Here is a 22,391-nt window from a genome sequence, read left to right as displayed (position 1 = left end):
CGCATCCCCGCGCCGTCAAAGCGGCATATGTCTCTTCATCTTGCCCAAAATATCCCACGGGGGTCCGGGGGTGTGAAACCCCCGGCCTTGCCGCTCTCACAACGCCATGTCATCGCGGTGGATCAGCGCCGCGCGGCCCGGATAGCCCAGCACCGCCTCGATCTCGTTCGACCGTTTGCCGATCAGCCGTTTCGCCTCGTCGGCGGTATAGCGGGCCAGCCCCGCACCAAGCCGTGCGCCATCGGGCGCGATGATATCCACCGGATCGCCGCGCCCGAACCGGCCCGACACGGCGGTGACCCCCGCCGGCAGCAGCGATTTGCCCTGCCCCAGCGCATTGGCCGCGCCCGCATCGACGGTGACCGCGCCGCGCGGCTTCATCGAGGCGATCCAGTGCTTGCGCGCCGAAGCGGGGCTGAGCCGCGCCCGGAACAGTGTATGCGCCGCGCCCGCCTCCAGCCCGGCCAGCGGGTGCAGCCCCTCGCCCCTGGTGATGATCAGATCGCAGCCGGCTGCGGTGGCGGTCTTGGCCGCCATCACCTTGGTCTTCATCCCGCCTTTGGACAGACCCGACACCCCCTCGCCCGCCTGCGCTTCCAGCGCCGGGGTGATCTCGTCGATCACGTCGTAACGCCGCGCCGCGGGGTCGACCTGCGGATTGCCGGAATAGAACCCGTCGACATCGGAGAGCAGCACGGTGAGGTCGGCGCCGATGGTCACCGCCACCTGTGCCGCCAGCCGGTCATTGTCGCCAAAGCGGATCTCGTCGGTGGCCACGGTGTCGTTTTCGTTGACGATCGGCACGGTGCCGAGCGCCAGCAACGTCTCAAGCGTGGCGCGGGCATTGAGGTAGCGCCGCCGGTCGGCCGAGTCTTCCAGCGTCACCAGCACCTGCGCCGCCGTCACCCCGCGCTGGCCGAGCGCGGAGGAATAGGCCTGCGCCAGCCGGATCTGGCCTACCGCCGCCGCCGCCTGGCTTTGCTCCAGCGCCAGCCCGCCGGGGGCGAGCCCGAGAATGCCGCGCCCGAGCGCGATCGAGCCCGACGACACCAGCACCACATCGGCCCCGCGCCGCCTCAGCGCCACCACATCTTCGGCCAGCGCATCGAGCCAGCCCGCGCGCAATTGCCCGCTGGCGCCCTCCACCAGCAACGCCGAGCCGATCTTGACGACGATCCGTTTCGCCTGCGTCAAGGCTGCCAAGGCGCGTCCTCCTCCTCGGGCTCCTCGCCCTTGGCCTGGCGCAGCTTGTCTTCGGCGATCTGCGCCCGGAGCGCGCGCAGCACCTCGGTCACGCCCTGCTTCGACACGCCCGACATCACCATCACCGCCCCGCCCACGGCCTCTTCCAACTCCGCCTTCTTCTCGGCAATCTCCTCGTCAAGCAGCGCATCGACCTTGTTCAGCACCGTCACCCGGGGCTTTTCGGCGAGAATACCGCCATACATCTCGAGTTCGGTGACGATGGTCTGCCAATCCTCCACCACGTCCTCGGTGGTGCCGTCGACGAGATGCAAGAGCACCGAGGTGCGCTCGACATGGCCGAGAAACTGGTCACCGAGCCCCCGCCCCTCATGCGCGCCCTCGATCAGGCCGGGAATATCGGCCACCACGAATTCGACGCCATCGACGCCCACCACCCCAAGGTTCGGCACCAGCGTGGTGAAGGGGTAATCGGCGATCTTCGGCCGCGCATTGGAGGTGGCGGCGAGGAAGGTGGATTTACCGGCATTGGGCAGCCCGAGCAGGCCGACATCGGCGATCAGCTTCAGCCGCAGCCAGATCGTGCGTTCGATCCCCGGCTGGCCGGGATTGGCGCGGCGCGGGGCCTGGTTGGTCGAGGTCTTGAAATGCAGATTGCCGAAGCCGCCATTGCCGCCGCGCGCGAGCGTGACGGTCTGGCCCACCTCCATCAGATCGGCGATCACGGTTTCCTCGTCCTCGTCCAGCACCTCGGTGCCCACCGGCACCCGCAGCACGATATCGTCGCCCGACTTCCCGGTGCGCTGGCTGCCCTGACCGGGGCGGCCGTTCTCGGCGAAGAAATGCTGCTGGTAGCGAAAGTCGATCAGGGTATTCAGGCCATCCACGGCCTCAACCACCACGTCGCCGCCATGGCCGCCATCGCCGCCATCGGGGCCGCCATATTCGATGAACTTCTCGCGGCGGAACGAGATGCAGCCATTCCCGCCGGAGCCGGAGCGGATATAGACCTTGGCGAGATCGAGGAATTTCATATGTGGCCGCCTTTCTGGTTGGGCGAAGCGATAGTGGGAAACGGGCTTTCTCTCAAGGGGGCCCGAAATCTTAGAAAGATTTCGGGCCGGTTTCTTTCCAAGAAACCGGCTTCACGGTCGATAGAGACGATACCGGCGCACCGGCACCGGGCCGCCGCCCCGGGCACGCGAGGAACCCTCGCCGCGCTCAACCTCGGCAAAGCCCAGTTTTTCGATCACCCGTATAGAGGCGGGATTGTCCTCGAACACCGTCGCGCGCACCCAAGGCCAGTCGTAACGCGGCCAGATTTCGGCCAGCAGCGCGGCAGAGATCTCGGTGGCATAGCCTCGGCCCCACGCAAAGGGCGCGATCAGGTAGCCCAGCATCGGCCCCTTTTCGCTCTGGCGCACCGAACAGGTGCCGACGAGCGCCGCGCCTGCGAAGACATGGCCCACAAGCCCTTCGGCGGGGTCGACGGGCTGGCAGCGCGCCGCCGTCTCGGCCCGGTCCGGCGGCCAGGGGATCGTGCCGGACATACGCACCACGTCCCAGTCCGAGAACAGCGCGTGCAGCGCCTCGGCATCTTCGGCCCGCGCGGGACGCCAGACCAGCCGTTCGGTGACGACCTCAACCATCGCGTGCGGGCCGCACAAGGCGGAAGGTCCGCGTGGGAAACACGCCACCCTGCGCCGCACTCGGGCCGGTGCCGGCGGGGCCCTCCACGAAGCCGAGCTTCAGCAGCACCCGTGCCGAAGCCGGATTGTCGGCCAGCACATCCGCCGCGATCGCGGGCCAGTCATAGCGCGCCCAGCAATGGGCGATCAGCGCGCGGCCCATCTCGGTGGCATAACCCCGGCCCCAATGTGCCGGCGCGAACATGTAGCCCAGCTCAGGGCTGCCGCCGGCGCTCGTGGCGCCCATCATGCCCACCAGCACGTCACCGGCGAAGACCGGCCCTCCCATGCCGATCTCCGGCGCCATCGGCTCGGCCCGGGTCGCGGTATAGGCCCGGTCGGCGGGCCAGGGCCAGCTCGAGGTTTGCTTCACCACCTCGAAATCCGAGGCCAGCGCATGCAGCCCGTCAAGGTCTTCGGGCCGGGTGCGGCGCATCACCAGCCGCGCGGTGCGGAGTTCAGTGTCCATGCCGTGCCTCCCAGGCGGTCCGGGTGAGGATCATCTTTTCAAGCGTCATGTCCATGGCTTGCGCGCGGGACTTCACCCGCGCCGTTCCATCGGGAACGAAGCCGAGCTTGTCGAGCACATGACAGGAAGGGTGGTTGCCTTCGAAATAACCCGAGGCGAGGCGCTCGGCTCCGGTGGCGGCGAAATAGTGGCTCACCAGCGCCACAGCGGCCTCGCTGGCATAGCCCCGGCCCTGCGCCGCGCGCGCCAGCCAGTAGCCCAGCGAGTCGCCGATGCCGATCACCCCCACAACCGTGCCGCCCGCGACGATGGCGAAGCCGTCAAACCCGTCCGGCTCGCCGGCGATATGCGCGACGAACCCGCGCGCATCCTCTTCGGTATAGGGATAGGGCACCACCGTGAGCCAGCCCGACACGGTGAAATCGTTCAGCCCCGCGACCAGCGCCGGGATGTCGGCCTCGGTGAGCTTGCGGAGCGTCAGCCGCTCCGTGAGGAGGGTGACGCCCGCGTTCATCTCACGTCAGCCCATCTTCCGGATATAGGTCCAGGTCGGCACATTGGCGCCGCGCGCCACCGAATGGGCCTCGGCATCGCCGATATACTCAAAGCCGGCATTGACCAGCACCCGCGCCGAAGCCGGGTTGTCCTGAAACACTTCGGCGAAGATCTGGCTGTTGCCGAGCGGGTTGGCCTCGACCAGCGCGCGCACCGCTTCAGAGGCGATGCCGGTATTCCAGAAGGCGGGTGCGACCCAGTAGCCAAGCTGCGCCTGCCCCCGGTCCATCCGGGTGAGGCTGATCGCGCCCAGCACCTCGTGGCCGCGCAGGTCCTCGGCCCTCCAGGTGGCGTCGCCGCCCGAAGCCCCGGCACCGGCCGCGCCGTCCATGATCCAGACTTCCTCGACCCGCTCCGGCGCAAGCGCGCGGGCGACATAGCCCTCGACCGCACCGGGCGGCAGCGGATGGGGGATCGAGCGGGTGCCCTCTGCCACCCGCGCATCGCCCGCGAACAGGGTGAGCAGGCCGATATCGCCCCGCCGCGGCGCGCGCAGCACAAAGCGCGCGGCCTCGATCCGCGCCTGATCCGTAATGGTATCCTGCATCATATGCCTTCCTCCCTCAATGTCCTGCCGTCTTCATATGGGCCCTGTGCGGTCGTTCCGACCGTCCTCCTCACGCGGGCTTGAACACGCAGAATGTAACAAACAAACCGGGGCTCCTCCCCCGAAACGGAAAGGGGGACCGGCTTTTCAGCCGATCCCCCCGAAATGCATCTGCCCTGGGTCCGGCTTACTCGGCGGCCTCCGCGAGCGGGGTTACCGAAATGAAGGTGCGCTTCTTAAGGCCCTTGTGGAAGGTCACGTTGCCTTCGACGGTCGCGAAGATGGTGTGATCCTTGCCCATGCCCACGCCTTCGCCCGGCCAATATTTGGTGCCGCGCTGACGCACGATGATGTTGCCCGGAATGACCGCCTGGCCCCCCGATTTCTTGACGCCAAGGCGGCGACCGGCAGAGTCGCGGCCGTTGCGGGAGCTACCGCCAGCTTTCTTGTGTGCCATCTCGCTCTCTCCTTACTTCGCCAGGGTTTTGGCCTGGTCCACCCACTCGGCCTTGACCTTGACGGCGTCGAAGCTGTCGACGTCCACGGCCGCGAGCTGGGCGAAAGTGGTGATGCCGGCCTCGGCCAGCTTCTTGGCGGCGGCGGGGCCGACACCGTTGATCTCGGTCAGGTCGTCCGCAGCGGCGGCGGCCGGCGCGGCCTCAGCCTTGGCGGCCTTCGGCGCGGCGGCTTTCTTCGCCGGCTTGGCGGCGGCCACGGCAGCGCCCGACACCGACCCGACGCCGATCGCGGCCATCACGCCCGACTTGTCGGCACCCTTTTCGAGAATGTCGGTCACGCGCAGCAGGGTGAGCTGCTGGCGGTGGCCCTTGGTGCGCTGCGACGAGTGCTTGCGGCGACGCTTGACGAAGTGGATGACCTTGTCACCCTTGATCTGGTCGATCACCTCGGCCTGAACGCCCGCGCCCTCGACGAGGGGGGTGCCGATGGTGCCGCCGACCATGAGAATCTCGTTGAACTGGACCTTGTCGCCAGCATTGGCCGCAAGCTTCTCCACGCGCAGCACATCGCCGGCCTGGACCTTGTATTGCTTGCCGCCGGTCTTGAGGACCGCAAACATCTGATCTTCCTTCATTTCTTCCGCGTCCTTCGGCCCCGACATGGTCGGCGTTCCGGCATCCGCCGCCCTCGAACTGCGCGCCCTTATGGGCGTGGTTGCTTGACCTCCGGGCAGGGTCGCCCCCGTCCGGAAGCCCGGCTTATCGGAGGGAAACCAGTGAAAGTCAAGGGAATTCGGCGTGATTTCGCAGGCCAGGACGCGGGCTGCGGCGGGGCGCGACGAGGCCGCGCCCCCTGCCCTCAGATCTCCTGTTCCGGCGTCAGCCCTGACAGCTCACCCGCCAGCACCTCATAGCGCTCGGCCATCACCTCGAACTGGATCGCGTTCAGAAGCTCGTAGACCTGCCGCATATCCGCCTCTTCCAGCGCCTCGCGGTAGGCATGCACATCCTCATCGGAGAAATCGCGATAGGCATAGACGGCGCCGAGCATGGAATAAACGGCGATGTTCTGGCGGATATCGGGGATCTGCTCGGCGATCAGCGCACGCAACTCGGCCTCGGAATAGTCGATGTCGAGCGTCCCCGCCGCCATCGCCGCCAGCAGGTAGCGCAACTGCACCTCGACCACCGCGCGCACCGAGGCATCCACCCCGCCGATCGCATCCATCATCGCGCCGAGATCCTCGATCCGCCCGGGCGCCGTCTCGGTCAGCGTTTCCAGCAGCACCTGGCCCTCGGCATAGCGCGTGTCGTCGTCGGTCATGTGGCTTTCGTTTTCGGCCACCACCAGACGCTGACCCAGCGGGCTGCCGTAGAAATCCACCCCGTGCTGCACCAGCTCGTCGGGCATCACCGCTTCCATCATGTCGATGGCGCGCTCCAGCATCAGATCGGGGTCGAAGACCCGCTCGGCGAGCGCGGTATATTGCCGCCCGAAAGCGTCCGGCGCGTCGCCGGCAATACCCGGCCCGGCCATCGCGCCTTGCTGCATCGAGGTGATCGCCACGTCGAAGCCGGTGACTTCGAGAAAATGGCGCAGCGTCTCGCGCTCCGCCGCCTGCGCCGCAACCGCCCAAAGCGCCGCCATCATCACGACGGCAGCCGCCGCCACATTTCGAATTGCCTGCATCGCGGTCTCCTCGCGTGGTGCCCCTCGCCCCGAGACTAGGCGCGCGCCGGAGCCCTCACAAGCCCCGCGCGCGGGCCCGGCGGGGGATCGCCGGAAAAATGGGTTGCGCCGGCCAGCGCGCCGCATTATGTCCCGCTTCCAGACCCCCGCGGAGAGGTGCCGGAGTGGTCGAACGGGGCGGTCTCGAAAACCGTTGTCCCTTCACGGGGACCCAGGGTTCGAATCCCTGTCTCTCCGCCACTTGCCTTTGATTTCGCTTAGAAATTTGACAAGGCATGGCCTCTTCGACCAAACTAGCTCACTTCTTTGTCAGCGCCTGTGGGCGCGAAGCCTTGTGTGCGTGACCTTCGAGCGAGGCACCGCTAGAGTGACATGAACACACTGCATTTGACCCAGAAGCGCTCCCATGACGGTAACAAAACAAGAGATAGTCGAACACATTAGGCGCATTGCCGACGTGGATGGTGCGGCACCGGGTCGCCACCGTTTTGAAGTTGTCACAGGGATCAAGCGACACGATTGGTATGGGGTGTATTGGGCTCGATGGGGCGACGCGCTGAAAGAAGCCGGTCTAAAAACCAATACCATGCAAACGAAGTCTGAACGCGAACACGTTCTAAAGGCATATGTTGGTCTTATAGAGAAACTTGGGCGCGTTCCGACCGAAGGCGACATTCGTATTGAGCGCCGAACGAACGAGTCTTTCCCGTCGCATTCCACAATTGGAACCCGTATCGGGCTCAAGGGGGATAGGTTATTCGCCGCTCAAGAATATGCACAAGAACATGCACTAGGAAAACGGCTACGAGACATACTGTCCGAAGCCATTGCTGGTCTTCCAAAAGACAACGTAAGTGCTACCAAACAAACCGAAAAGCTCAACCCAGTGACAACCGGCTATGTCTATATGATGAAGTCAGGCAAATACTACAAAATCGGCAAAACTAACTCTATCGACCGACGGCAGTATGAAATCGGCTTACAGCTTGCCGAGGGCCTTGAGCCAATCCATAGCATAGAAACAGACGATCCAAGCGGCATAGAAGCCTATTGGCACAATCGCTTCAAAGACAAGCGCATGAAGGGCGAGTGGTTCAACTTGGACTCCAGTGACGTCCGTGCATTTCGATTACGCAAGAAATTTATGTGAAGGAACAAGTTTGAGACGGTGAAGCTAAGCCGTTGACAGTGCCCGCAACCATTTGTTCGCATCATCCCCCGCTCCCACACCCAAAATACCCCGTTTGCGCCACAATCCGGCGGAAAAATTGTCTCGATTCAATGCACAATCCGTTTCATCGACCACGATTAGATACGGAACGAGTAAAATGCACATGATCGAAACCGGCCCCGCCGCCGCCCATGCCGCCCTTGCCTTTGCGCTGAACGAGCGCGCCGCCTGCCTGTCGGACCGCGAATGGCGCTTTCGGCTGCGCGGCTATGGCTACGATATCCGCCAGACCGAACAGGGCCGCGTGCTGACCACGGTGACGACGGGGCTGGAACTGGGCGCGCTCGACGCCTGAGCGCCTCACCCGCGGAAGCCCGTGGCCACTACGAATTTTTCCGACGAGTCCGACCGGCTCGCGGGCGGCTTGATGTTCATCACCTTGGTGAATTTCTGCTTGAGCAGCTTCTGCAGATCGCCCTCGGCGCCGCCGGCGAGCACCTTGGCCACGAAGGTGCCGCCCTCTTCGAGCACGTCGAAGGCCAGATAGGCCGCGGCCTCGCCAAGCGCGATGATGCGCAGATGGTCGGTCTGCTTGTGGCCGGAACTGGCCGCCGCCATGTCGCTCATCACCACATCGGCCTTGCCGCCGAGCCAGGCTTTCACCTTGTCGTCGGCGCCATCGGCCATGAAATCGAGCACATGCGCCTCGGCGCCCGCCACCGGCTCGACCTCCTGCAGATCGACGCCCAGCACCGTGCCCCTCGGCTTGCCCGGGATATCGCCAAGCGCGTTCACCCGCCGCACCGCCACCTGCAACCAGCCCCCCGGCGCGCAGCCGAGATCGACCACCCGCGCGCCCGGCACGAGAAAGCCGAACTTGTCGTCCAGTTCGAGGATCTTGAAGGCGGCGCGGCCGCGATAGCCTTCGGTCTTGGCGCGTTTGACGTAAGGGTCGTTCAACTGGCGTTCGAGCCAGAGCGTCGAGGAGAGCTTGCGCCCCCGCGCCGATTTCACCTTCACCTTCAGATCGCGCTGACCGCGCCCGGAGGTGCCCTTGCCTTGCTTCTTGCCGCTCATCAGAATGCGCCGTCTTCCAACACGCCGTCCGAGGTCATCTGGCTGTAAAGCAGCCCCTCGCGCAGCCCCCGGTCGGCCACCGAGAGCCGGTCGGTCGGCCAGATCCGGAGCAGCGCCTGCAGGATCGCCGCGCCCGACATGATCAGCGCCTGACGGTCCTTGCCGATGCGCGGATCGCGCCGTCGCCCTTCCGGCCCGGCGCGCAGGTAGCCGCGGATCACCCTGTCGATCTGGTCGGATGTCATCCGCAGCCCGTCCACCTTGTTGCGGTCATAGCGCTTGAGGCCCAGATGGGTGGCCGCCACGGTGGTGACGGTGCCGGAGGTGCCGATGATCTGGAACCCTTCGCGCGCGGTGGTTTCCGCATGGAAGGGCGAAAACCCGTCAAGCTGCTCTTCGAAGAACCAGCTCATCAGCGCGAAACGGCCGGAATCGTCCTCGACATCGTCGAACTGCTCGCGCAACGTCGCCACACCGTAGGGCACCGAAATCCAGTCCACCACACGGGCGGCGGGAAACGGGCCGGGATCGCCCGAAAAGCCCGATTTGAGCCGCATGAGAGCGCGCGGGCGCTCCGCCGGGGGAACATTGGAGAGGTCGATCCAGACCAGTTCGGTCGAGCCACCGCCGATATCGACGACCAGAAGCTGCTCCGTCCGGGTCGAGACCAGCGGCGCGCAGGAGATCACCGCGAGCATCGCCTCTTCTTCCGGCTTGATGATCTCCAGCTTCAGCCCGGTTTCGCGCTCGATATACTCCATGAAGCCGCTCGAATTCGAGGCGCGGCGGCAGGCTTCCGTCGCCACCAGCCGCATATGGCCCACATCGTGCTTGGCCAGCTTGCGCTTGCAGATCTTCAGCGCCTGCACGGTGCGCGCCATCGAACTGCGCGACAAACGACCGGACCCGCCGAGCCCCTGCCCGAGCCCCACGGATTTGGAGAAGGAATCAACAACGTGGAACTGACTGCCATTGGGTTGGGCAATCAGCATCCGACACGAGTTGGTGCCGAGATCCAGCGCCGCATAGAGGCTGTCGGGATCCGGCAATGTGGGCGCGGGTGGTTCGACCGCTTTCGGGAACGCGCCCGCACCTTGGGAGCGCTTGGGCGCCATGATACACGCCCTCCATATCGAGTTGCCTCCAAGGTAGTGTCGGGCGGGCCATCTGGCAAGCGCCGTCGCCGCCGTTGATGATCATGAAGTTTTTTCATGCGCCGCGCCCTTGGCCCCGCGCGATTTGGCTGGCAAAGATCGCGGCCAAGGTCGCTTCCCGCCGGTGCGGTGTCGAAATTCGCGCCTGCCGGCCCCCCGGCCTCGCGTATGGGAAGCTGAAAGGAGAGCAATATGCCCGCTGTCACTATCGTTTACTGGCGCGATATCCCGGCGCAGGTGATCGTCGGAAAGGGCCGCGCCGCGGCCAAGCGCCCGCTGCCCGAGCGGTTCGAAAAGGCGATTGACCGGGCGGCGATGAAATCGGGCCTCGCGGGCACCGACGATTACCTCGCGCAATGGCGCCGGGGCGATCCCGTCGAGATGGCGGGCGAACCATCGGTCCTCGCCGCCAACGAGGCAGCGCGGCTTGACGCCGAATACAGCCAGGACCGGCTGCAGCAACTCATCGACAATGCGGGCAACGGGTAGACCGGCACCGATGCCCGCCCTGCTCTTCGATCTCGACGGCACCATGCTCGTCTCCGACCCGATCCACGAGGCGGTGTTTCGCGAACTCTTCGCCGCGCGGGGCGTGGCGCTCGAAGAGGATTTCTACATGCGCCGCATCCACGGGCGGCAGAACCGCGCCATCTTCGCCGAGATGCTGCCCGACGAGCCCGACCCGGCGGCGCTGGACGAGCAGAAAGAGGCGATGTTTCGCGCCCGCCTGCCGCGCCCCTACCCGGCCATGCCCGGCCTCGCCGCGCTGGTGGCGCAGGCAGAGGCAAAAGGCTGGGGCCTCGCCATCGTCACCAATGCGATGCGCAAGAACGCCGAGGCGATGCTGTCGGCCATCGGGCTGCGTGAGGCGTTCGGGATCATCGTCAGCAGCGACGATTGCGCCCATGGCAAGCCCGACCCGGCCCCCTACCGGCAGGCCATGCGCCTGACCGGCGAACCGCCGGCGGCCTGCATCGCCTTTGAAGACAGCGCCGCCGGGGTGCGTGCCGCGGCCGCGGCCGGCGCCTACACCATCGGCATCCGCTCCGCCCTCGACGACGCCACGCTGCGCGCCGCCGGGGCGGTGGCGAGCATTCAGGATTTTGAAGACCCCGCGTTGCCGGATCACCTGGCGCGCCTTGAAGGAGGACCCACATGACCCGGACCGTTCTGGAGAGCAAATCCAAGACCGTCACAATCGGCTTCGACGAGCCGTTCTGCGTGATCGGCGAACGTATCAACCCCACCGGCCGCAAGAAGCTGGCCGCCGAGCTCGAGGCGGGCGATTTCTCGACCGTTCAGAAAGACGCGCTCGCCCAGGTCGCCGCCGGCGCCTCGGTGCTCGACGTGAACGCGGGCGTGGTGTTCAACACCAACCCCGACCCGAACGAGACCGAACCGCCGCTGATGCGCGAGATCCTGAAACTGGTGCAGGGCCTGGTCGACGTGCCGCTGGCCATCGATTCATCGGTGCCCGGCGCGCTGGAAGCGGGGCTGGAGATCGCCGAAGGCCGCCCGCTGGTGAATTCGGTCACCGGCGAGGAGGAGCGGCTGGAGCGGGTGCTGCCGCTGATCAAGAAATACAACGTGCCGGTGGTGGCGATCTCGAACGACGATACCGGGATTTCCGAAGACCCCGATGTGCGCTTCGCGGTGGCGAAGAAGATCGTCGAGCGCGCCGCCGATTTCGGCATCCCGGCGCATGATATCGTGGTCGACCCGCTGGTCATGCCGATCGGCGCGATGGCGACGGCGGGCAAGCAGGTCTTCACCCTCGTGCGCCGGCTGCGCGAAGAGCTGGGCGTGAACACCACCTGCGGCGCGTCCAACATCTCCTTCGGCCTGCCCAACCGGCACGGGATCAACACCACCTTCCTGCCGATGGCCTATGCGGCGGGGATGACCAGCGCCATCATGAACCCGATGGCGCTGCCGGTGACCCAGGCGAAGATCGCCGAGAAGAAGGCCGCCGTGGAAGCCGCCGGCATCGTGCTGCCGCCGGATATGGATGACGAAGCCTTCGTCACCCTCTTCGGCATGGGCTCGACCGAATACAGGCCCGGGCGCGAAATCGAAGCGATCCACGCCGCCAACCTGCTGCTCGACAACGACGCCCATGGCGCGGCCTGGATCGCCTTCAACTCCCCCGGCGGAGCCGGCGGCGAGGCCCGCGGCGGACGGCGCGGCGGGCGCCGGCGGCGGGGGTGAGACACGGGCCCGGGGGGCTGCCAGCCCCCCGGATCACGGCGCCTCGTGCCGCAGGATGTTGAAGCCCTCGTCGTCCGCGGGCGGCACAAAGTGCTTCAATAGCGGCTCGAACTGCGCGTCGCTCACGGCAAAAGGGTGATCGCCCCCGGCATTGCACATTTGCAGCCGCGCCCGGCAGATTTCATCGGCAACATCGAGATAGTGCAGCCGATGCGCGGCGCCTGAGGCATCGACAAGGCCACGCATCCAGCGCCGGGTTTCGACCGTATTGGCCGGAAAATCGAGCACGACAGACAGCCCGGCGCGCAGAAGCGCGACAACATGCGGCCCCATGATGCCGCGCAGCTTGCCCGCGCAACGCACGTAATCCGGCAATGTGGTCATCTGGTCGGCAAACAGTGCCGACAGCCAGTCGTCTTCGGCGATGACGATGGCCCGTTCCGCCTGCCCCAGCCTCGCGGCGAGCGTCGATTTGCCCGACGCGGCCTTGCCGCAGACGAGGTGTAACGTGGCTGTGTTTTGAGACATGAAAATACCTTGAAGGCTGCATGGCGTAGCATGGACGTTGACGTTGCACGAGATCCGGCCCGGCTGATCAGGCCGGAGTGCTAATTCGCCCGCCGCGGGCGGCGTGCAATGTCCTGACATCGGTATTCATGGCTTCTCCCTCGCACGGATCGGCCGCCCGGTCCAGCCGGACGACCCACCCCGGCGGGGTCTTGCGGAAACAACGCCTCACGCATCCAGTTCAGCGTCCCAATAAAGAAAGTCCATCCAGCTTTCATGCAGATAGCCGGGCGGAAACTTCCGGCCCTGATTGCGCATCTCCTCCACGCCGGGCTGGCGCGGCGTCTTGCGCAGGGCCATGCCCGACTGGCGCAGAGATTTGGAGCCCTTCCTGAGATTGCATCTCGAACAGGCGGCCACCACATTTTCCCAGCTCGTCACCCCGCCGCGTGCACGCGGCACGACATGTTCGAAAGTCAGATCGCCCGTGGCGCCGCAATACTGGCAACAGAATTCGTCGCGCAGGAAGAGGTTGAACCGGGTGAAGGCCACACGCTTTTGCGGCTTCACGTAATCCTTCAGCACCACCACGCTGGGCATCCGCATTTCCATCGAGGGTGAGCGCACCACCTCGTCATATTCGGCAAGGATGTTCACCCGGTCGAGAAACACCGCCTTCACCGCCTCCTGCCAGGGCCAGAGCGACAATGGGTAATAGGACAGCGGCCTGAAATCCGCGTTCAGAACCAGTGCGGCATGGGCCTTCGGATTGGCCTGCTCGCGTACGAAATGTTGTCTGAAATCCCCGTCCATGATTGGTGACTCCGCCCTCACCCTGCGCCTCGTTGGTCTCAGGGCGGGGACCCCCGCCCCGTCATGCCATTGCCGGAACCATATCTGGTTTATGACACCTGACAAGCCCCATCATCTGGGCGCATCCTGCCCGGACTTCATGACGGCTCTATGACGGGGCAACCAGGGCGGCGACTGCACAGCAAAAAGGCAGCGGAAAAACCGCTGCCCCTCCTGCCCCCGCAAACGGGCCGGCGATCAGCCCTCGGGCATCTCGATGCCAAGCTTCGCCATCATAAAGGACAGCGCCACCGACAGCCCGTCGGGCGCGATGCCGTGGCCGGTGCCTTCCATCACATGCCCGAAGGTCTCGAACCCGGCAGCCTCCAGCGCCTGCCCGGCCTCGTTGAAATGCCCCGGCGGCACCACCTCGTCCTGATCGCCATGCATGAGCAGAACCGGCGGCTTCGACAGCACCGTATCGGCAAAGCTCTCCGGGTCGAGCAACCGGCCCGAACAGGCCACGATCCCCGCCACCGGCACATCGCGCAGCGGCAGGGCCCGCAGCGCCAGCATCGCGCCTTGCGAAAAGCCGAACACGATGAGCTTGTCGGGCGTCACCCCCTCCTGCGCCAGCATCTGCGAGATGAAAGCATCGACATCCTTCACCGCTTGCAGCGCCGCCTCGCTCGCCTCTTCGTCGGACGAGCCGTCGATCCAGGGGATCGGAAACCACTGGAACCCCATCGGCGCGCCGGCGCAGGGCTCGGGCGCATCCGGCGCGATGAAGGCGGTATCGGGCATATGCGGCGCGAGCGGATCGGCCAGCCCCAGAAGATCGGCGCCATCTGCCCCGTAGCCATGCAGGAACACCACCACCGATCCGGTCTGGCCCGAGGCCGGCGGGCGGCGTTTGAATTGCAACTCGCGCGTCATGGGGCAATCCCCTCCCTTTTTGTCATCACCCGGTAATAGGCCCAGAGCAGCCGGGCCGCAACGCCCCGCCAGGGCGACCAGCCTGCGGCCATCGCCCGCAGCTCGGCCTCGCGCGGGCGGGCCGCCAGCCCGAACAGCCCGCGCGCCGCTTCCTGCAGCGCCAGATCGCCCGGCGCAAAGATATCGGCCCGCCCGAGCGAGAGCATGGCATAGACCTCCGCGGTCCAGCGCCCGATACCGGGCACCCCGGTGAGCGTCGCGATCACCGCTTCGTCCGGCAACGCCGCGAGGGCCGCAAAGTCGATCTGCGCCGCCGCAAGCGCATGGGCATAGCGCGCCTTGGGGCGGCTGAGGCCATGGCTGCACAGCACCGCCTGCGGCGTGGCGGCGATGGCCTCGGGCGTGGTCAGCCCCGCCGCGTCCAGCCGGGCCCAGAGCGCAGCCGCCGAGGCGGTGGAGACCTGCTGGCCAAGAATCACCCGCAGAAGCGCGCCAAAGCCATGCGGATTGCGGCGCAGCGGCACCTCGGCCACCGCATCGCGCGCCAGGGCAAAACGCGGCTCGGCCCGGGTCAGCGCCGCGATACCCTCGGCAATATCGGCCTCGGTCTCGATTAACCGCCTCACAACCGGCGCTCCAGCCAGCCAAGCGCCTCGGCCACGCTCGCCACCTTGTCGCCGGGCGGCTGGCCGGGGCGGCGGATCACGATCACCGGCAGGCCGAGCGCGCGGGCGGCGTCGAGCTTCGATCCGGCCCGCCCGCCGGCATCCTTCACCACCAGAACGTCAACGCCCAAATCCTTGAAAAGACGCATCTCATCCTCGATGCTGAACGGCGGCGTGCCAACCACATAGCCGCCTGTCGGCAACGGAAACGGGCTGGACGGCGGGTCGATCTGGCGCAAATAGAGCGTCACATCCGCCCGCTTGGCAAAGGCCGCCAGCGTCTGCCGCCCGGTGGCCGCGAAGGCCACCGCGCCCTGCGGAATGGCCTGCGCGGCCCCCTCGGCATCGTCCACGTAACGCCAGCGATCGCCCGCAACCGGCTGCCAGCCGGGGCGCAGGATCTGCAGCCAGGGCAGGCCGAGCCGGTCACAAATCGCCTGCGTGCGGTGAGAAATACGCGAGGCAAAAGGATGCGTGGCATCAATAACCACCTCTATCCCATTGCTTTTCATAAACTCTTCCTGCGCCGCTGCACCACCGAACCCACCGATGCGCGTCTCCACCGGCAGCGGTGCGGGGTCGCGGGTGGCCCCGGCGAGCGAGGCGATCACGCTCACGCGCGGGTCATCCGCCAGCCGCCCGGCCAATGCCCGCGCCTCCGAGGTGCCCGCCAGCAGCAAGAGCTTCACGGACCGGCCCGCGCGATCACCGCGCCCTCCCGGCTGACCGCCACCACATCGAAATCCATCGCCGTTCCGAAGCGCTCACGCACCGCCGCGAGCGCCTGTGCCGCCACCGCCTCGGCCAGAGGTTTCCCAACGATCCCATAGGCTTCCAGCACAGTATTGCATCCGGCCACCTGCGGCACGCCGACCAGATCCGCAAGCCGGGCGAAATCCACCTGACTGCGCCCCGAATGCAGATCGACCGCGCCTTGCCCAAGCTTGGTAAGCTTGCCGAGGCCGCCGCCGATGGTGACCCGCGCCACCGGATGTTTCGCCAGATATTTCAGCATCCCGCCGGCGAAATCGCCCATATCCAGCATCGCATGGTCGGGCAAATCGTAGAGTGCCTGCACCACGCGCTCGGAGGTCGCCCCGGTGCAGCCGGCCACATGGGTGAGGCCGGTGGCGCGCGCCACGTCCACCCCGCGATGGATCGAGGCGATCCAGGCCGAGCAGGAGAAGGGCCGCACGATGCCGGTGGTACCGAGCACCGAAAGCCCGCCTGCGATGCCAAGGCGCGGGTTCCAGGTTTTCTCCGCCAAAGCTTCACCGCCGGGGATCGAGATCGTAATCTCCACATCCGGCGCCGCGCCGAACCGCCCCGCCTGCTCCGCCACCACGCCGCGCATCATCTCGCGCGGCACCGGGTTGATCGCCGGCTCGCCCGGCGGGATCGGCAAGCCCGGCTTGGTCACCAGGCCCACGCCCTCGCCCGCATGGAACGACACCCCCGCCCCCGGCGCTGCCGCCCGCACCCGCGCCAGGATCAGCGCGCCATGGGTCACATCCGGGTCGTCGCCCGCATCCTTGACAATCCCCGCCTCGGCCCATCCTTCACCCGCACCCTGCTGCGCCACGTCAAACATTGGCCGCTCGCCGCGCGGCAGGGTGATACGCACCGCCTCGGGAAAGGCCCCGCCCCAAAGCCGCTCCAGCGCCGCCTTCACGGCAGCGGTGGCGCAGGCCCCGGTGGTCCAGCCCCGGCGCAGCTCTTTGGGCGGCGTCTCCATGCCCCGGATCATAGAGCCGCGACCATCGCCAACAATCCCCCTTTCATCTTGCCAAAAATATTCCGGGGAGCGCGAGGGGCCGGCCCCTCGCCCCTTTCCATGCGCGCCTCCGGCGCGACGGGGCAGCGCCCCTCGCCCCGTTCCAGGCGCGCCTCCGGCGCGACGGGGCTGGCCCCTCGCTCCCACCCGCGCCATAAATCCCGACATGACAGCGACTCACCTCCCCCCGGGCGACTGGCCCGAGATGCTGCCCGGCTGGGTCTGGCTCACCGGCGCAGGCCCCGGCGATCCCGGCCTTCTCACGCTCCATGCGCTCAATGCGCTCAGGCAGGCCGAGGTGATCGTGCACGACGCGCTCGTCGCCCCGGCGATCCTCGACTGGGCCAATCCCGCCGCCACCCGCATCGACATGGGCAAGCGCGGCGGCACAGCCTCGCCGAGCCAGCGCGATATCTCGCTGGAACTGGTCGAGCTTGCGCGCGCCGGCAAGCGGGTGCTGCGGCTGAAAGGGGGCGATCCCTTCGTCTTCGGGCGCGGCGGCGAGGAGGCGCAGACACTGGCGCAGCATGGCGTTCCGTTCCGCATCGTGCCGGGGATCAGCGCCGGGATCGGCGGGCTGGCCTATGCCGGCATCCCCGTCACCCACCGCGATATCAACGCCTCGCTCACCTTCGTCACCGGGCATGACCCGAAAGGCCGCGCCCCGGCGCTCGACTGGCAGGCAATCGCGCGCGGCTCGGGCGTGATCGTGATCTATATGGGGATGCGCAATCTGGGCGAGATCGCCGGCAAACTGATCGCGGCGGGGCGCGGCGGCGATACCCCCGTGGCCATCGTCCAGAGCGCCTCGACCCCGGAGCAGCGCGTGCTGGAAACCACCCTCGCCCGCGCCGCCGCCGAGGCCGAGGCCGCGAATATCGGCGCCCCGGCGATTGTCTGCATCGGCGAGGCCGCGCTGATGCGCCAGGCGCTGGACTGGCAAGCCCTCGCCACCGGGGAGCCTTTGCGCAACACCGACCCGCTCGGGCTGGGGCCTGCCGAGCGGTGAGCGGGCGCGGGCTGATCCTCGCCGCGCCTGGCTCGGGCAGCGGCAAGACCACGCTCACGCTGGGGCTGCTGCGCGCACTCGCCCGGCAGGGCATTCCGGTGCGCGGCGCGAAATCCGGGCCAGACTATATCGACCCGCGCTTTCACGAGGCCGCCTGTGGTCAGCCCTGCCCCAATCTCGATGCCTGGGCGATGGGGCCGGAACGGCTCAGCGCGCTGGCGGCGGGTGACGGGCTTTTGCTGATTGAGGGCGCGATGGGGCTGTTCGACGGCGCGCCGCCTGCGGGCACGGGGGCGACCGCCGATCTCGCCCGGCTGTTCGGCCTGCCGGTGGTGCTGGTGGTCGATGCCGCCCATATGGCGCAGAGCGTCGCCCCGCTGGTGGCGGGGTTCGTGGCCCATGACCCAGGCGTGCACGTCGCCGGCGTGATCCTCAACAAGGTCGGCTCGCCGCGCCATGAGGCGATGCTGCGCGCCGCCCTCGCCCCGCTTGGCCTGCCGGTGCTCGGCGCGCTGCACCGCACCACGGGGATGGAACACCCCTCGCGCCATCTCGGGCTGGTGCAGGCAGGCGAACGGCCCGATCTCGATCGCTGGCTCGACCATGTGGCCGACGAGGTGGCGGCGGCTTTGGATCTCGGCGCGCTCGCGGCGCTGGCCGCCCCCCTGCCCGCGCCCGGCACGCCCCAGCGCCTCACCCCGCCCGGCCAGCGCATCGCCGTGGCGCAGGACCGCGCCTTCGCCTTCGCCTATCCGCATATCCTCGACGACTGGCGCGCAAGCGGGGCCGATATCCTGCCCTTCTCGCCGCTCGCCGACGAGGCGCCCGCGCCGGAGGCGGATTTCATCTTCCTGCCCGGCGGCTACCCCGAACTGCACGCCGCCACCCTCGCCGCCGCGACCACCTTCAAGGCCGGGATGCGCGCCGCCACCTGCCCCATCTACGGCGAATGCGGCGGCTACATGGTGCTGGGCGAGGCGCTGACCGACGCGGACGGCATCCGGCATGACATGCTGGGGCTGCTCGCGCTGGAAACCAGCTTCGCCGCGCGCAAATTGCACCTCGGCTATCGCCATGTCGAGGCCAGCACCGGCCCCTTCCCCGGCGCCTGGCTGGCGCATGAATTCCACTATGCCACCACCCTGCGCGCCGAGGGCAATCCGCTTTTCACCGCAAGCGATGCGGAGGGCAAAGCACTCGGGCCGATGGGGCTGGTGAACGGCACGGCCTGCGGCTCCTTCGCGCACCTGATCGACCGGGGCTTTCCTTCGCCGCGCCGGGCGGGTAGCACAGCCGGATGACCACGCACCACACCCATATCGACGACCGCCGCGCCAAGCGCAACGTGGCCGTGCTCGTGCTCGCCCAGGCCGTTGTCGGGGCACAGATGCCGATCATCTTCACCATCGCCGGGCTGGCGGGCATGTCATTGGCGACAAACCCCTGCTGGGCAACGCTGCCGATCAGCCTGACGGTGCTGGCCAACACGCTGATCGCCAACCCGATGAGCTGGTTCATGGGCCGCTACGGGCGGCGCGCGGGCTTCTGGCTTGGGGCCGCAGGCGGCACGCTCGGCGCGGTGATCGGGGCCTATGCGCTGACGCAATCGAGCTTCGGGCTGTTCCTCGTGGGCGCCTTCTTCACCGGCTTCTACCAGTCGGCGCAGGGCTTCTTCCGCTTCGCCGCCGCCGATACAGCATCGGACGCGTTCCGCCCCAAGGCGATCTCCTACGTGATGGCGGGCGGGCTGGCCTCGGCCATCGTCGGGCCGCAGATCGTCAAATTCACCGCAGAGGCTACCATCGTGCCCTTTCTCGGCAGTTACCTCGCGGTGATCGTGCTCAACCTGTTCGGGGCGATCATCTTTTCCTTTGTCGACATTCCGAAGCCCGAAGCGCAGGCCGAGGCGGGCCACCCCGCCGGGCGCTCGACGCTGGAGCTTCTGAAAACCCCGACCATCGCCGTGGCGATCATCATCGCCATGGTCTCCTACGCGCTGATGAACCTGGTGATGACCTCGACCCCGCTCGCCGTGGTCGGCTGCGGCTTCGAGACCTCGACCGCCGCCGATATCGTCACCGCGCATGTGCTGGCGATGTATGTTCCCAGCTTCTTCACCGGCCACATGATCGCCCGGTTCGGCGCGCGCAACATCTCGTCGCTGGGGCTGGTGATCGTGGCGCTGGCCGGCGTGGTGGCGCTGATGGGCGTGGAGATCGAGAATTTCTTCCTCGCGCTGATCCTGCTCGGGATCGGCTGGAATTTCGGCTTCATCGGCGCAACGACGATGCTCGCGGGCGCGCATGAAAGCTACGAGCGCGGCCGCATCCAGGGCGTGAACGACATGCTGGTCTTCGGCGGCGTGACGCTGGCTTCGCTCGGCTCCGGCGGGCTGATGAACTGCACCGGCGGCACCGCGCAGGATGGCTGGATGGCGGTGAACCTGACGATGGTGCCCTTCCTCGCACTGGCTGGCGCTGCGCTGATCTGGCTGGTGATGCGCCCGCAGGAGGAGGAGAGCTGAGGCGGCGAAGGCGTGCTGTCAGCTTCGAGAATGCTTGCTCGACGGCGTTCAGATCGGGAGGGTAAAGCGGCAGGCAGCGGAACCGGCAACCGTGATCGTTCAGGTCCTGTGCAGCCTCCCTATCCGTGGTAAGCAGCCAGCTTGTCGGGGACGACGATATTGGCCGACCCGATCTGTGGGACAGGAGCTTTGCGGATGTAGTGGCAAAGGCCGGTCCATCCATCGCGCCCCTGATGAACCACGGTGCGATCACTGCATCTTGCGTCACGCCCGCGATCAGGGTCTGTGTCCAGCAACGGCCAAAGGGCATATCCATGGTCGGGCGTTGGCCTCGCCTGGCCCTTCCGCGCAGGCGGGTCAGGTTGGTTTTCACTGCGGTTTCATCAATGAACACACATGATCAGGCTGCGCCGCAAAGGCGGGCAACCGGCCGATAGCCACACCCTGGTGCCACCGAGATTGAAATCCGCCTGGTTTTGATGGCTGAGCCGATCCCCTTCCCGATATTTGCCCGGAATTTGCGCGATCTCGCCCACCTCCGGACCAGCCCGCCAAGAAATATGGCGCGACCCCTTGAAGGTCGCGCCACACCGGCAATGAGCCTGCTCTCTCTCGTAGATGGTCGTCAGGAGCCAAGCGAGGCCAGATAGGCCGCGATGTCTTCCGCCCCCTTCTTGTGCTTGTAGGTCATATTCGACTTGGCCCCGGGATCGGCCAGAACCTCTTTGAGCCAGGCACTGGGATCGGTAATATAGACGGCCAGGTTTTCTTCGTCCCAGATCAGCCCCGCCTCATGCGCGGCTTCCAGCCCGCCGCCATAGCGGAAACCCTCGACCGAGCCGACCGGGCGACCGATGACACCAAACAGATCGGGGCCGGTTTTGCCACCTTTCACAATGTTCGTCCCATCTTCGGCAGTGATCGCGTGGCAGGCCTTGCAGCGTTTGAAATCGGCTTCGCCCGCTGTCGGGTCGGCGGCAACGGCCGGTGCAGCAAGGGTCACCGCCCCAATGGCAGAAAAGATGATCTTCTTCATGATGTGTTCCTATTTTGGATTACGTTGATGTCTGGATAAACCGTTCGAGCCGGACTTCTTTGACCAAACTCAAGAGCTTCGTAGCGGTCTGCGCGTCCGGAACGAGGCACAATGCGGTTGAAAGAGCGTCAGCAAGCCCCGCGCTCGGTGCGCTTACCGTAACCTGGGCCGGCAATGTAGCCATGCCATCCGGGGACAGGATATGGCCCTGCCGCCCATCGGCGTCCATGACCGTGCCGAGTGTTGCGGAACTGGCCAGCGCCCGCCCCTGCCATAGCCGCGCGCGATCTTCACCAAAGATCGTCACCGGCCATCCTGCCCTCTCCGGCCCGTTCCCGAGCGCCACGATCTCGCCCGTGTCGATCAGTACGTCCTCGACTCCGCGGGCGCGCATGAGGTCCGCGACCTTGTCGGCGATAAAACCCTGCGCAATTCCGTTCAGCGTCAGCGCCTGCCCGGTTCCAAGCGTGATGCGCCCTGTGTCGATTTTCACCCGGTCAAAGCCGATCAGCGAACGCGCCACGTCGATCGCGTGCCGGTCCGGCGCCGAACCGCGTGCGCCTGCCTCGGCCAGCACCCGCCAGAGCGGCTGCACTGTCGGATCGAAGCGACCGCCGGTCGCTCCGTATACCCGCCGCGCCAATACAAGACATTCGAGCATCTCGAACGAGGGCGTGTCAAGCCATCCGTCTCGGTTCAGGCGCATGATTTCGCTGTTTGCGCGATAGAGGCTGAATATCCCCTCGAGTCGGTCGATCTCGGCCTTGGCCCCGCGCGTGATCGCCTCGGCCTCAGGATGGTCCAGTACGATCTGCGCCCTGGCGCCGAGCGCCACGCCCTGCCAGCGGAAGGCGGCAACCGGGCTGGCCACACCGGTCAGGCAGGCAGCCGAGACGAAGCTGATGAATCTGCGTCTGTTGATCTGCAT

The 22,391-nt window shown here is 66.7% G+C and carries 27 protein-coding genes, 1 tRNA gene and 1 pseudogene; 9 read left to right on the top strand and 20 right to left on the bottom strand.

Features of this window, described 5'->3' with window-relative positions; genetic code table 11:
- Positions 1–96: 96 nt before the first annotated feature.
- From proB to QMG28_RS09030, 9 genes are all read right to left on the bottom strand, one after another.
- Entirely contained in the window at positions 97–1,203 is a 1,107-nt protein-coding gene (proB, locus tag QMG28_RS09070; protein WP_281841909.1) for a glutamate 5-kinase, read from the bottom strand.
- Entirely contained in the window at positions 1,191–2,237 is a 1,047-nt protein-coding gene (gene obgE, locus QMG28_RS09065) for a GTPase ObgE (protein WP_281841908.1), read from the bottom strand. The genes proB and obgE overlap by 13 nt, the downstream gene beginning before the upstream one ends.
- A 111-nt stretch (positions 2,238–2,348) precedes the next feature.
- Positions 2,349–2,852: a GNAT family N-acetyltransferase gene (locus tag QMG28_RS09060; protein ID WP_281841907.1), complete on the bottom strand. Its 504-nt coding sequence runs from the start codon at positions 2,850–2,852 to the stop codon at positions 2,349–2,351.
- Complete coding sequence (locus tag QMG28_RS09055) at positions 2,845–3,360, bottom strand: GNAT family N-acetyltransferase (RefSeq protein ID WP_281841906.1); 516 nt, start codon at positions 3,358–3,360, stop codon at positions 2,845–2,847. Before QMG28_RS09055 ends, QMG28_RS09060 begins: the two co-directional genes overlap by 8 nt.
- On the bottom strand, positions 3,350–3,874 hold the full coding sequence (locus QMG28_RS09050; RefSeq protein WP_281841905.1) for a GNAT family N-acetyltransferase: 525 nt from the start codon (positions 3,872–3,874) through the stop codon (positions 3,350–3,352). The genes QMG28_RS09055 and QMG28_RS09050 overlap by 11 nt, the downstream gene beginning before the upstream one ends.
- Before the next feature lie 6 nt (positions 3,875–3,880).
- Entirely contained in the window at positions 3,881–4,465 is a 585-nt protein-coding gene (locus QMG28_RS09045) for a GNAT family N-acetyltransferase (RefSeq protein ID WP_281841904.1), read from the bottom strand.
- 184 nt (positions 4,466–4,649) lie between these two features.
- Complete coding sequence (gene rpmA / locus QMG28_RS09040) at positions 4,650–4,919, bottom strand: 50S ribosomal protein L27 (RefSeq protein ID WP_281841903.1); 270 nt, start codon at positions 4,917–4,919, stop codon at positions 4,650–4,652.
- Between the two features lie 12 nt (positions 4,920–4,931).
- Complete coding sequence (locus QMG28_RS09035; protein ID WP_281842045.1) at positions 4,932–5,540, bottom strand: 50S ribosomal protein L21; 609 nt, start codon at positions 5,538–5,540, stop codon at positions 4,932–4,934.
- 239 nt (positions 5,541–5,779) lie between these two features.
- Positions 5,780–6,610: a hypothetical protein gene (locus QMG28_RS09030; RefSeq protein WP_281841902.1), complete on the bottom strand. Its 831-nt coding sequence runs from the start codon at positions 6,608–6,610 to the stop codon at positions 5,780–5,782.
- A 150-nt stretch (positions 6,611–6,760) separates the two neighbouring features.
- Here QMG28_RS09030 and QMG28_RS09025 point away from each other — a divergent pair.
- The 3 genes from QMG28_RS09025 (at position 6,761) to QMG28_RS09015 (ending at position 8,136) form a co-directional block, all read left to right on the top strand.
- Positions 6,761–6,850, top strand: a tRNA-Ser gene (locus QMG28_RS09025).
- 166 nt (positions 6,851–7,016) lie between these two features.
- Complete coding sequence (locus QMG28_RS09020) at positions 7,017–7,760, top strand: GIY-YIG nuclease family protein (protein WP_281841901.1); 744 nt, start codon at positions 7,017–7,019, stop codon at positions 7,758–7,760.
- A 178-nt stretch (positions 7,761–7,938) separates the two neighbouring features.
- Positions 7,939–8,136, top strand: a complete 198-nt coding sequence (locus QMG28_RS09015; protein WP_307726348.1) for a hypothetical protein — start codon at positions 7,939–7,941, stop codon at positions 8,134–8,136.
- Between the two features lie 5 nt (positions 8,137–8,141).
- Here QMG28_RS09015 and QMG28_RS09010 read toward each other — a convergent pair whose 3' ends face one another.
- Complete coding sequence (locus QMG28_RS09010; RefSeq protein WP_281841899.1) at positions 8,142–8,858, bottom strand: RlmE family RNA methyltransferase; 717 nt, start codon at positions 8,856–8,858, stop codon at positions 8,142–8,144.
- The gene (locus tag QMG28_RS09005) at positions 8,858–9,973 is read right to left on the bottom strand and encodes a Ppx/GppA phosphatase family protein (protein WP_281841898.1); all 1,116 of its coding nucleotides are present in this window, start codon (positions 9,971–9,973) and stop codon (positions 8,858–8,860) included. Before QMG28_RS09005 ends, QMG28_RS09010 begins: the two co-directional genes overlap by 1 nt.
- Positions 9,974–10,204: 231 nt before the next feature.
- On the opposite strand from QMG28_RS09005, the gene QMG28_RS09000 reads away from it, so the two are divergent.
- Genes QMG28_RS09000 through QMG28_RS08990 form a run of 3 tightly spaced genes read left to right on the top strand, consistent with a single transcriptional unit; the run spans position 10,205 to position 12,220 of the window.
- A complete protein-coding gene (locus tag QMG28_RS09000) occupies positions 10,205–10,501 on the top strand; it encodes a virulence factor (RefSeq protein ID WP_281841897.1) in 297 nt (98 codons plus the stop codon).
- A 10-nt stretch (positions 10,502–10,511) separates the two neighbouring features.
- A complete protein-coding gene (locus QMG28_RS08995; protein WP_281841896.1) occupies positions 10,512–11,171 on the top strand; it encodes an HAD family hydrolase in 660 nt (219 codons plus the stop codon).
- Positions 11,168–12,220 carry a methyltetrahydrofolate cobalamin methyltransferase gene (locus tag QMG28_RS08990; protein ID WP_281841895.1) on the top strand — a complete coding sequence of 351 codons (1,053 nt, stop codon included), beginning with the start codon at positions 11,168–11,170 and terminating at the stop codon, positions 12,218–12,220. Before QMG28_RS08995 ends, QMG28_RS08990 begins: the two co-directional genes overlap by 4 nt.
- Before the next feature lie 33 nt (positions 12,221–12,253).
- Here the strand turns inward: QMG28_RS08990 and QMG28_RS08985 are convergent, their stop codons facing one another.
- The 6 genes from QMG28_RS08985 to QMG28_RS08960 form a co-directional block, all read right to left on the bottom strand.
- Positions 12,254–12,748 carry a P-loop nucleotide/nucleoside kinase family protein gene (locus QMG28_RS08985; RefSeq protein WP_281841894.1) on the bottom strand — a complete coding sequence of 165 codons (495 nt, stop codon included), beginning with the start codon at positions 12,746–12,748 and terminating at the stop codon, positions 12,254–12,256.
- Positions 12,749–12,955: 207 nt separating this feature from the next.
- Positions 12,956–13,540, bottom strand: coding sequence for an HNH endonuclease (locus QMG28_RS08980; RefSeq protein WP_281841892.1), 585 nt, complete (start codon positions 13,538–13,540; stop codon positions 12,956–12,958).
- Between the two features lie 237 nt (positions 13,541–13,777).
- The gene (locus QMG28_RS08975) at positions 13,778–14,455 is read right to left on the bottom strand and encodes an alpha/beta hydrolase (RefSeq protein ID WP_281841891.1); all 678 of its coding nucleotides are present in this window, start codon (positions 14,453–14,455) and stop codon (positions 13,778–13,780) included.
- Positions 14,452–15,081, bottom strand: a complete 630-nt coding sequence (locus QMG28_RS08970; RefSeq protein WP_281841890.1) for a DNA-3-methyladenine glycosylase family protein — start codon at positions 15,079–15,081, stop codon at positions 14,452–14,454. The genes QMG28_RS08975 and QMG28_RS08970 overlap by 4 nt, the downstream gene beginning before the upstream one ends.
- Entirely contained in the window at positions 15,078–15,809 is a 732-nt protein-coding gene (locus tag QMG28_RS08965) for a cobalt-precorrin-6A reductase (RefSeq protein WP_281841889.1), read from the bottom strand. Before QMG28_RS08965 ends, QMG28_RS08970 begins: the two co-directional genes overlap by 4 nt.
- On the bottom strand, positions 15,806–16,855 hold the full coding sequence (locus QMG28_RS08960; RefSeq protein WP_281841888.1) for a cobalt-precorrin-5B (C(1))-methyltransferase: 1,050 nt from the start codon (positions 16,853–16,855) through the stop codon (positions 15,806–15,808). Before QMG28_RS08960 ends, QMG28_RS08965 begins: the two co-directional genes overlap by 4 nt.
- A gap of 205 nt (positions 16,856–17,060) precedes the next feature.
- On the opposite strand from QMG28_RS08960, the gene cobA reads away from it, so the two are divergent.
- From cobA to QMG28_RS08945, 3 genes are read left to right on the top strand one after another with little or no spacing between them, the layout of a single operon-like run.
- Positions 17,061–17,903: a uroporphyrinogen-III C-methyltransferase gene (gene cobA, locus QMG28_RS08955; RefSeq protein WP_281841887.1), complete on the top strand. Its 843-nt coding sequence runs from the start codon at positions 17,061–17,063 to the stop codon at positions 17,901–17,903.
- Entirely contained in the window at positions 17,900–19,204 is a 1,305-nt protein-coding gene (locus QMG28_RS08950; RefSeq protein WP_281841886.1) for a cobyrinic acid a,c-diamide synthase CobB, read from the top strand. The genes cobA and QMG28_RS08950 overlap by 4 nt, the downstream gene beginning before the upstream one ends.
- Positions 19,201–20,427 carry an MFS transporter gene (locus tag QMG28_RS08945; protein ID WP_281841885.1) on the top strand — a complete coding sequence of 409 codons (1,227 nt, stop codon included), beginning with the start codon at positions 19,201–19,203 and terminating at the stop codon, positions 20,425–20,427. Before QMG28_RS08950 ends, QMG28_RS08945 begins: the two co-directional genes overlap by 4 nt.
- 13 nt (positions 20,428–20,440) lie before the next feature.
- Here QMG28_RS08945 and QMG28_RS20960 read toward each other — a convergent pair.
- The 3 genes and pseudogenes from QMG28_RS20960 to QMG28_RS08935 all read right to left on the bottom strand — a co-directional run.
- A pseudogene (locus QMG28_RS20960) lies at positions 20,441–20,821 on the bottom strand (transposase); the annotation flags it as partial.
- A gap of 231 nt (positions 20,822–21,052) precedes the next feature.
- Complete coding sequence (locus QMG28_RS08940; RefSeq protein ID WP_281841884.1) at positions 21,053–21,463, bottom strand: c-type cytochrome; 411 nt, start codon at positions 21,461–21,463, stop codon at positions 21,053–21,055.
- Between the two features lie 19 nt (positions 21,464–21,482).
- Complete coding sequence (locus QMG28_RS08935; RefSeq protein WP_281841883.1) at positions 21,483–22,391, bottom strand: FAD:protein FMN transferase; 909 nt, start codon at positions 22,389–22,391, stop codon at positions 21,483–21,485.

Origin of the sequence: Sinisalibacter aestuarii, from assembly GCF_027923545.1 — a bacterium.
In the GTDB taxonomy this organism is placed as follows: Bacteria; Pseudomonadota; Alphaproteobacteria; order Rhodobacterales; family Rhodobacteraceae; genus Sinisalibacter; species Sinisalibacter aestuarii.
This window is presented reverse-complemented; position numbering and strand designations above follow the sequence as displayed.

Bases quoted from the DNA above. Each gene is read 5' to 3' on its own strand.
- QMG28_RS08935 (WP_281841883.1), bottom strand. From the start codon at position 22,391: ATGCAGATCAACAGACGCAGATTCATCAGCTTCGTCTCGGCTGCCTGC.
- rpmA (WP_281841903.1), bottom strand. From the start codon at position 4,919: ATGGCACACAAGAAAGCTGGCGGTAGCTCCCGCAACGGCCGCGACTCT.
- QMG28_RS09045 (WP_281841904.1), bottom strand. From the start codon at position 4,465: ATGATGCAGGATACCATTACGGATCAGGCGCGGATCGAGGCCGCGCGC.
- QMG28_RS09000 (WP_281841897.1), top strand. From the start codon at position 10,205: ATGCCCGCTGTCACTATCGTTTACTGGCGCGATATCCCGGCGCAGGTG.
- QMG28_RS09060 (WP_281841907.1), bottom strand. From the start codon at position 2,852: ATGGTTGAGGTCGTCACCGAACGGCTGGTCTGGCGTCCCGCGCGGGCC.
- QMG28_RS08995 (WP_281841896.1), top strand. From the start codon at position 10,512: ATGCCCGCCCTGCTCTTCGATCTCGACGGCACCATGCTCGTCTCCGAC.
- QMG28_RS08960 (WP_281841888.1), bottom strand. From the start codon at position 16,855: ATGGAGACGCCGCCCAAAGAGCTGCGCCGGGGCTGGACCACCGGGGCC.
- QMG28_RS09050 (WP_281841905.1), bottom strand. From the start codon at position 3,874: ATGAACGCGGGCGTCACCCTCCTCACGGAGCGGCTGACGCTCCGCAAG.
- QMG28_RS08975 (WP_281841891.1), bottom strand. From the start codon at position 14,455: ATGACGCGCGAGTTGCAATTCAAACGCCGCCCGCCGGCCTCGGGCCAG.
- QMG28_RS08990 (WP_281841895.1), top strand. From the start codon at position 11,168: ATGACCCGGACCGTTCTGGAGAGCAAATCCAAGACCGTCACAATCGGC.
- obgE (WP_281841908.1), bottom strand. From the start codon at position 2,237: ATGAAATTCCTCGATCTCGCCAAGGTCTATATCCGCTCCGGCTCCGGC.
- QMG28_RS08940 (WP_281841884.1), bottom strand. From the start codon at position 21,463: ATGAAGAAGATCATCTTTTCTGCCATTGGGGCGGTGACCCTTGCTGCA.
- QMG28_RS09010 (WP_281841899.1), bottom strand. From the start codon at position 8,858: ATGAGCGGCAAGAAGCAAGGCAAGGGCACCTCCGGGCGCGGTCAGCGC.
- QMG28_RS08945 (WP_281841885.1), top strand. From the start codon at position 19,201: ATGACCACGCACCACACCCATATCGACGACCGCCGCGCCAAGCGCAAC.
- QMG28_RS09020 (WP_281841901.1), top strand. From the start codon at position 7,017: ATGACGGTAACAAAACAAGAGATAGTCGAACACATTAGGCGCATTGCC.
- QMG28_RS09005 (WP_281841898.1), bottom strand. From the start codon at position 9,973: ATGGCGCCCAAGCGCTCCCAAGGTGCGGGCGCGTTCCCGAAAGCGGTC.
- QMG28_RS09035 (WP_281842045.1), bottom strand. From the start codon at position 5,540: ATGTTTGCGGTCCTCAAGACCGGCGGCAAGCAATACAAGGTCCAGGCC.
- QMG28_RS09015 (WP_307726348.1), top strand. From the start codon at position 7,939: ATGCACATGATCGAAACCGGCCCCGCCGCCGCCCATGCCGCCCTTGCC.
- cobA (WP_281841887.1), top strand. From the start codon at position 17,061: ATGACAGCGACTCACCTCCCCCCGGGCGACTGGCCCGAGATGCTGCCC.
- QMG28_RS09030 (WP_281841902.1), bottom strand. From the start codon at position 6,610: ATGCAGGCAATTCGAAATGTGGCGGCGGCTGCCGTCGTGATGATGGCG.
- QMG28_RS09055 (WP_281841906.1), bottom strand. From the start codon at position 3,360: ATGGACACTGAACTCCGCACCGCGCGGCTGGTGATGCGCCGCACCCGG.
- QMG28_RS08980 (WP_281841892.1), bottom strand. From the start codon at position 13,540: ATGGACGGGGATTTCAGACAACATTTCGTACGCGAGCAGGCCAATCCG.
- QMG28_RS08985 (WP_281841894.1), bottom strand. From the start codon at position 12,748: ATGTCTCAAAACACAGCCACGTTACACCTCGTCTGCGGCAAGGCCGCG.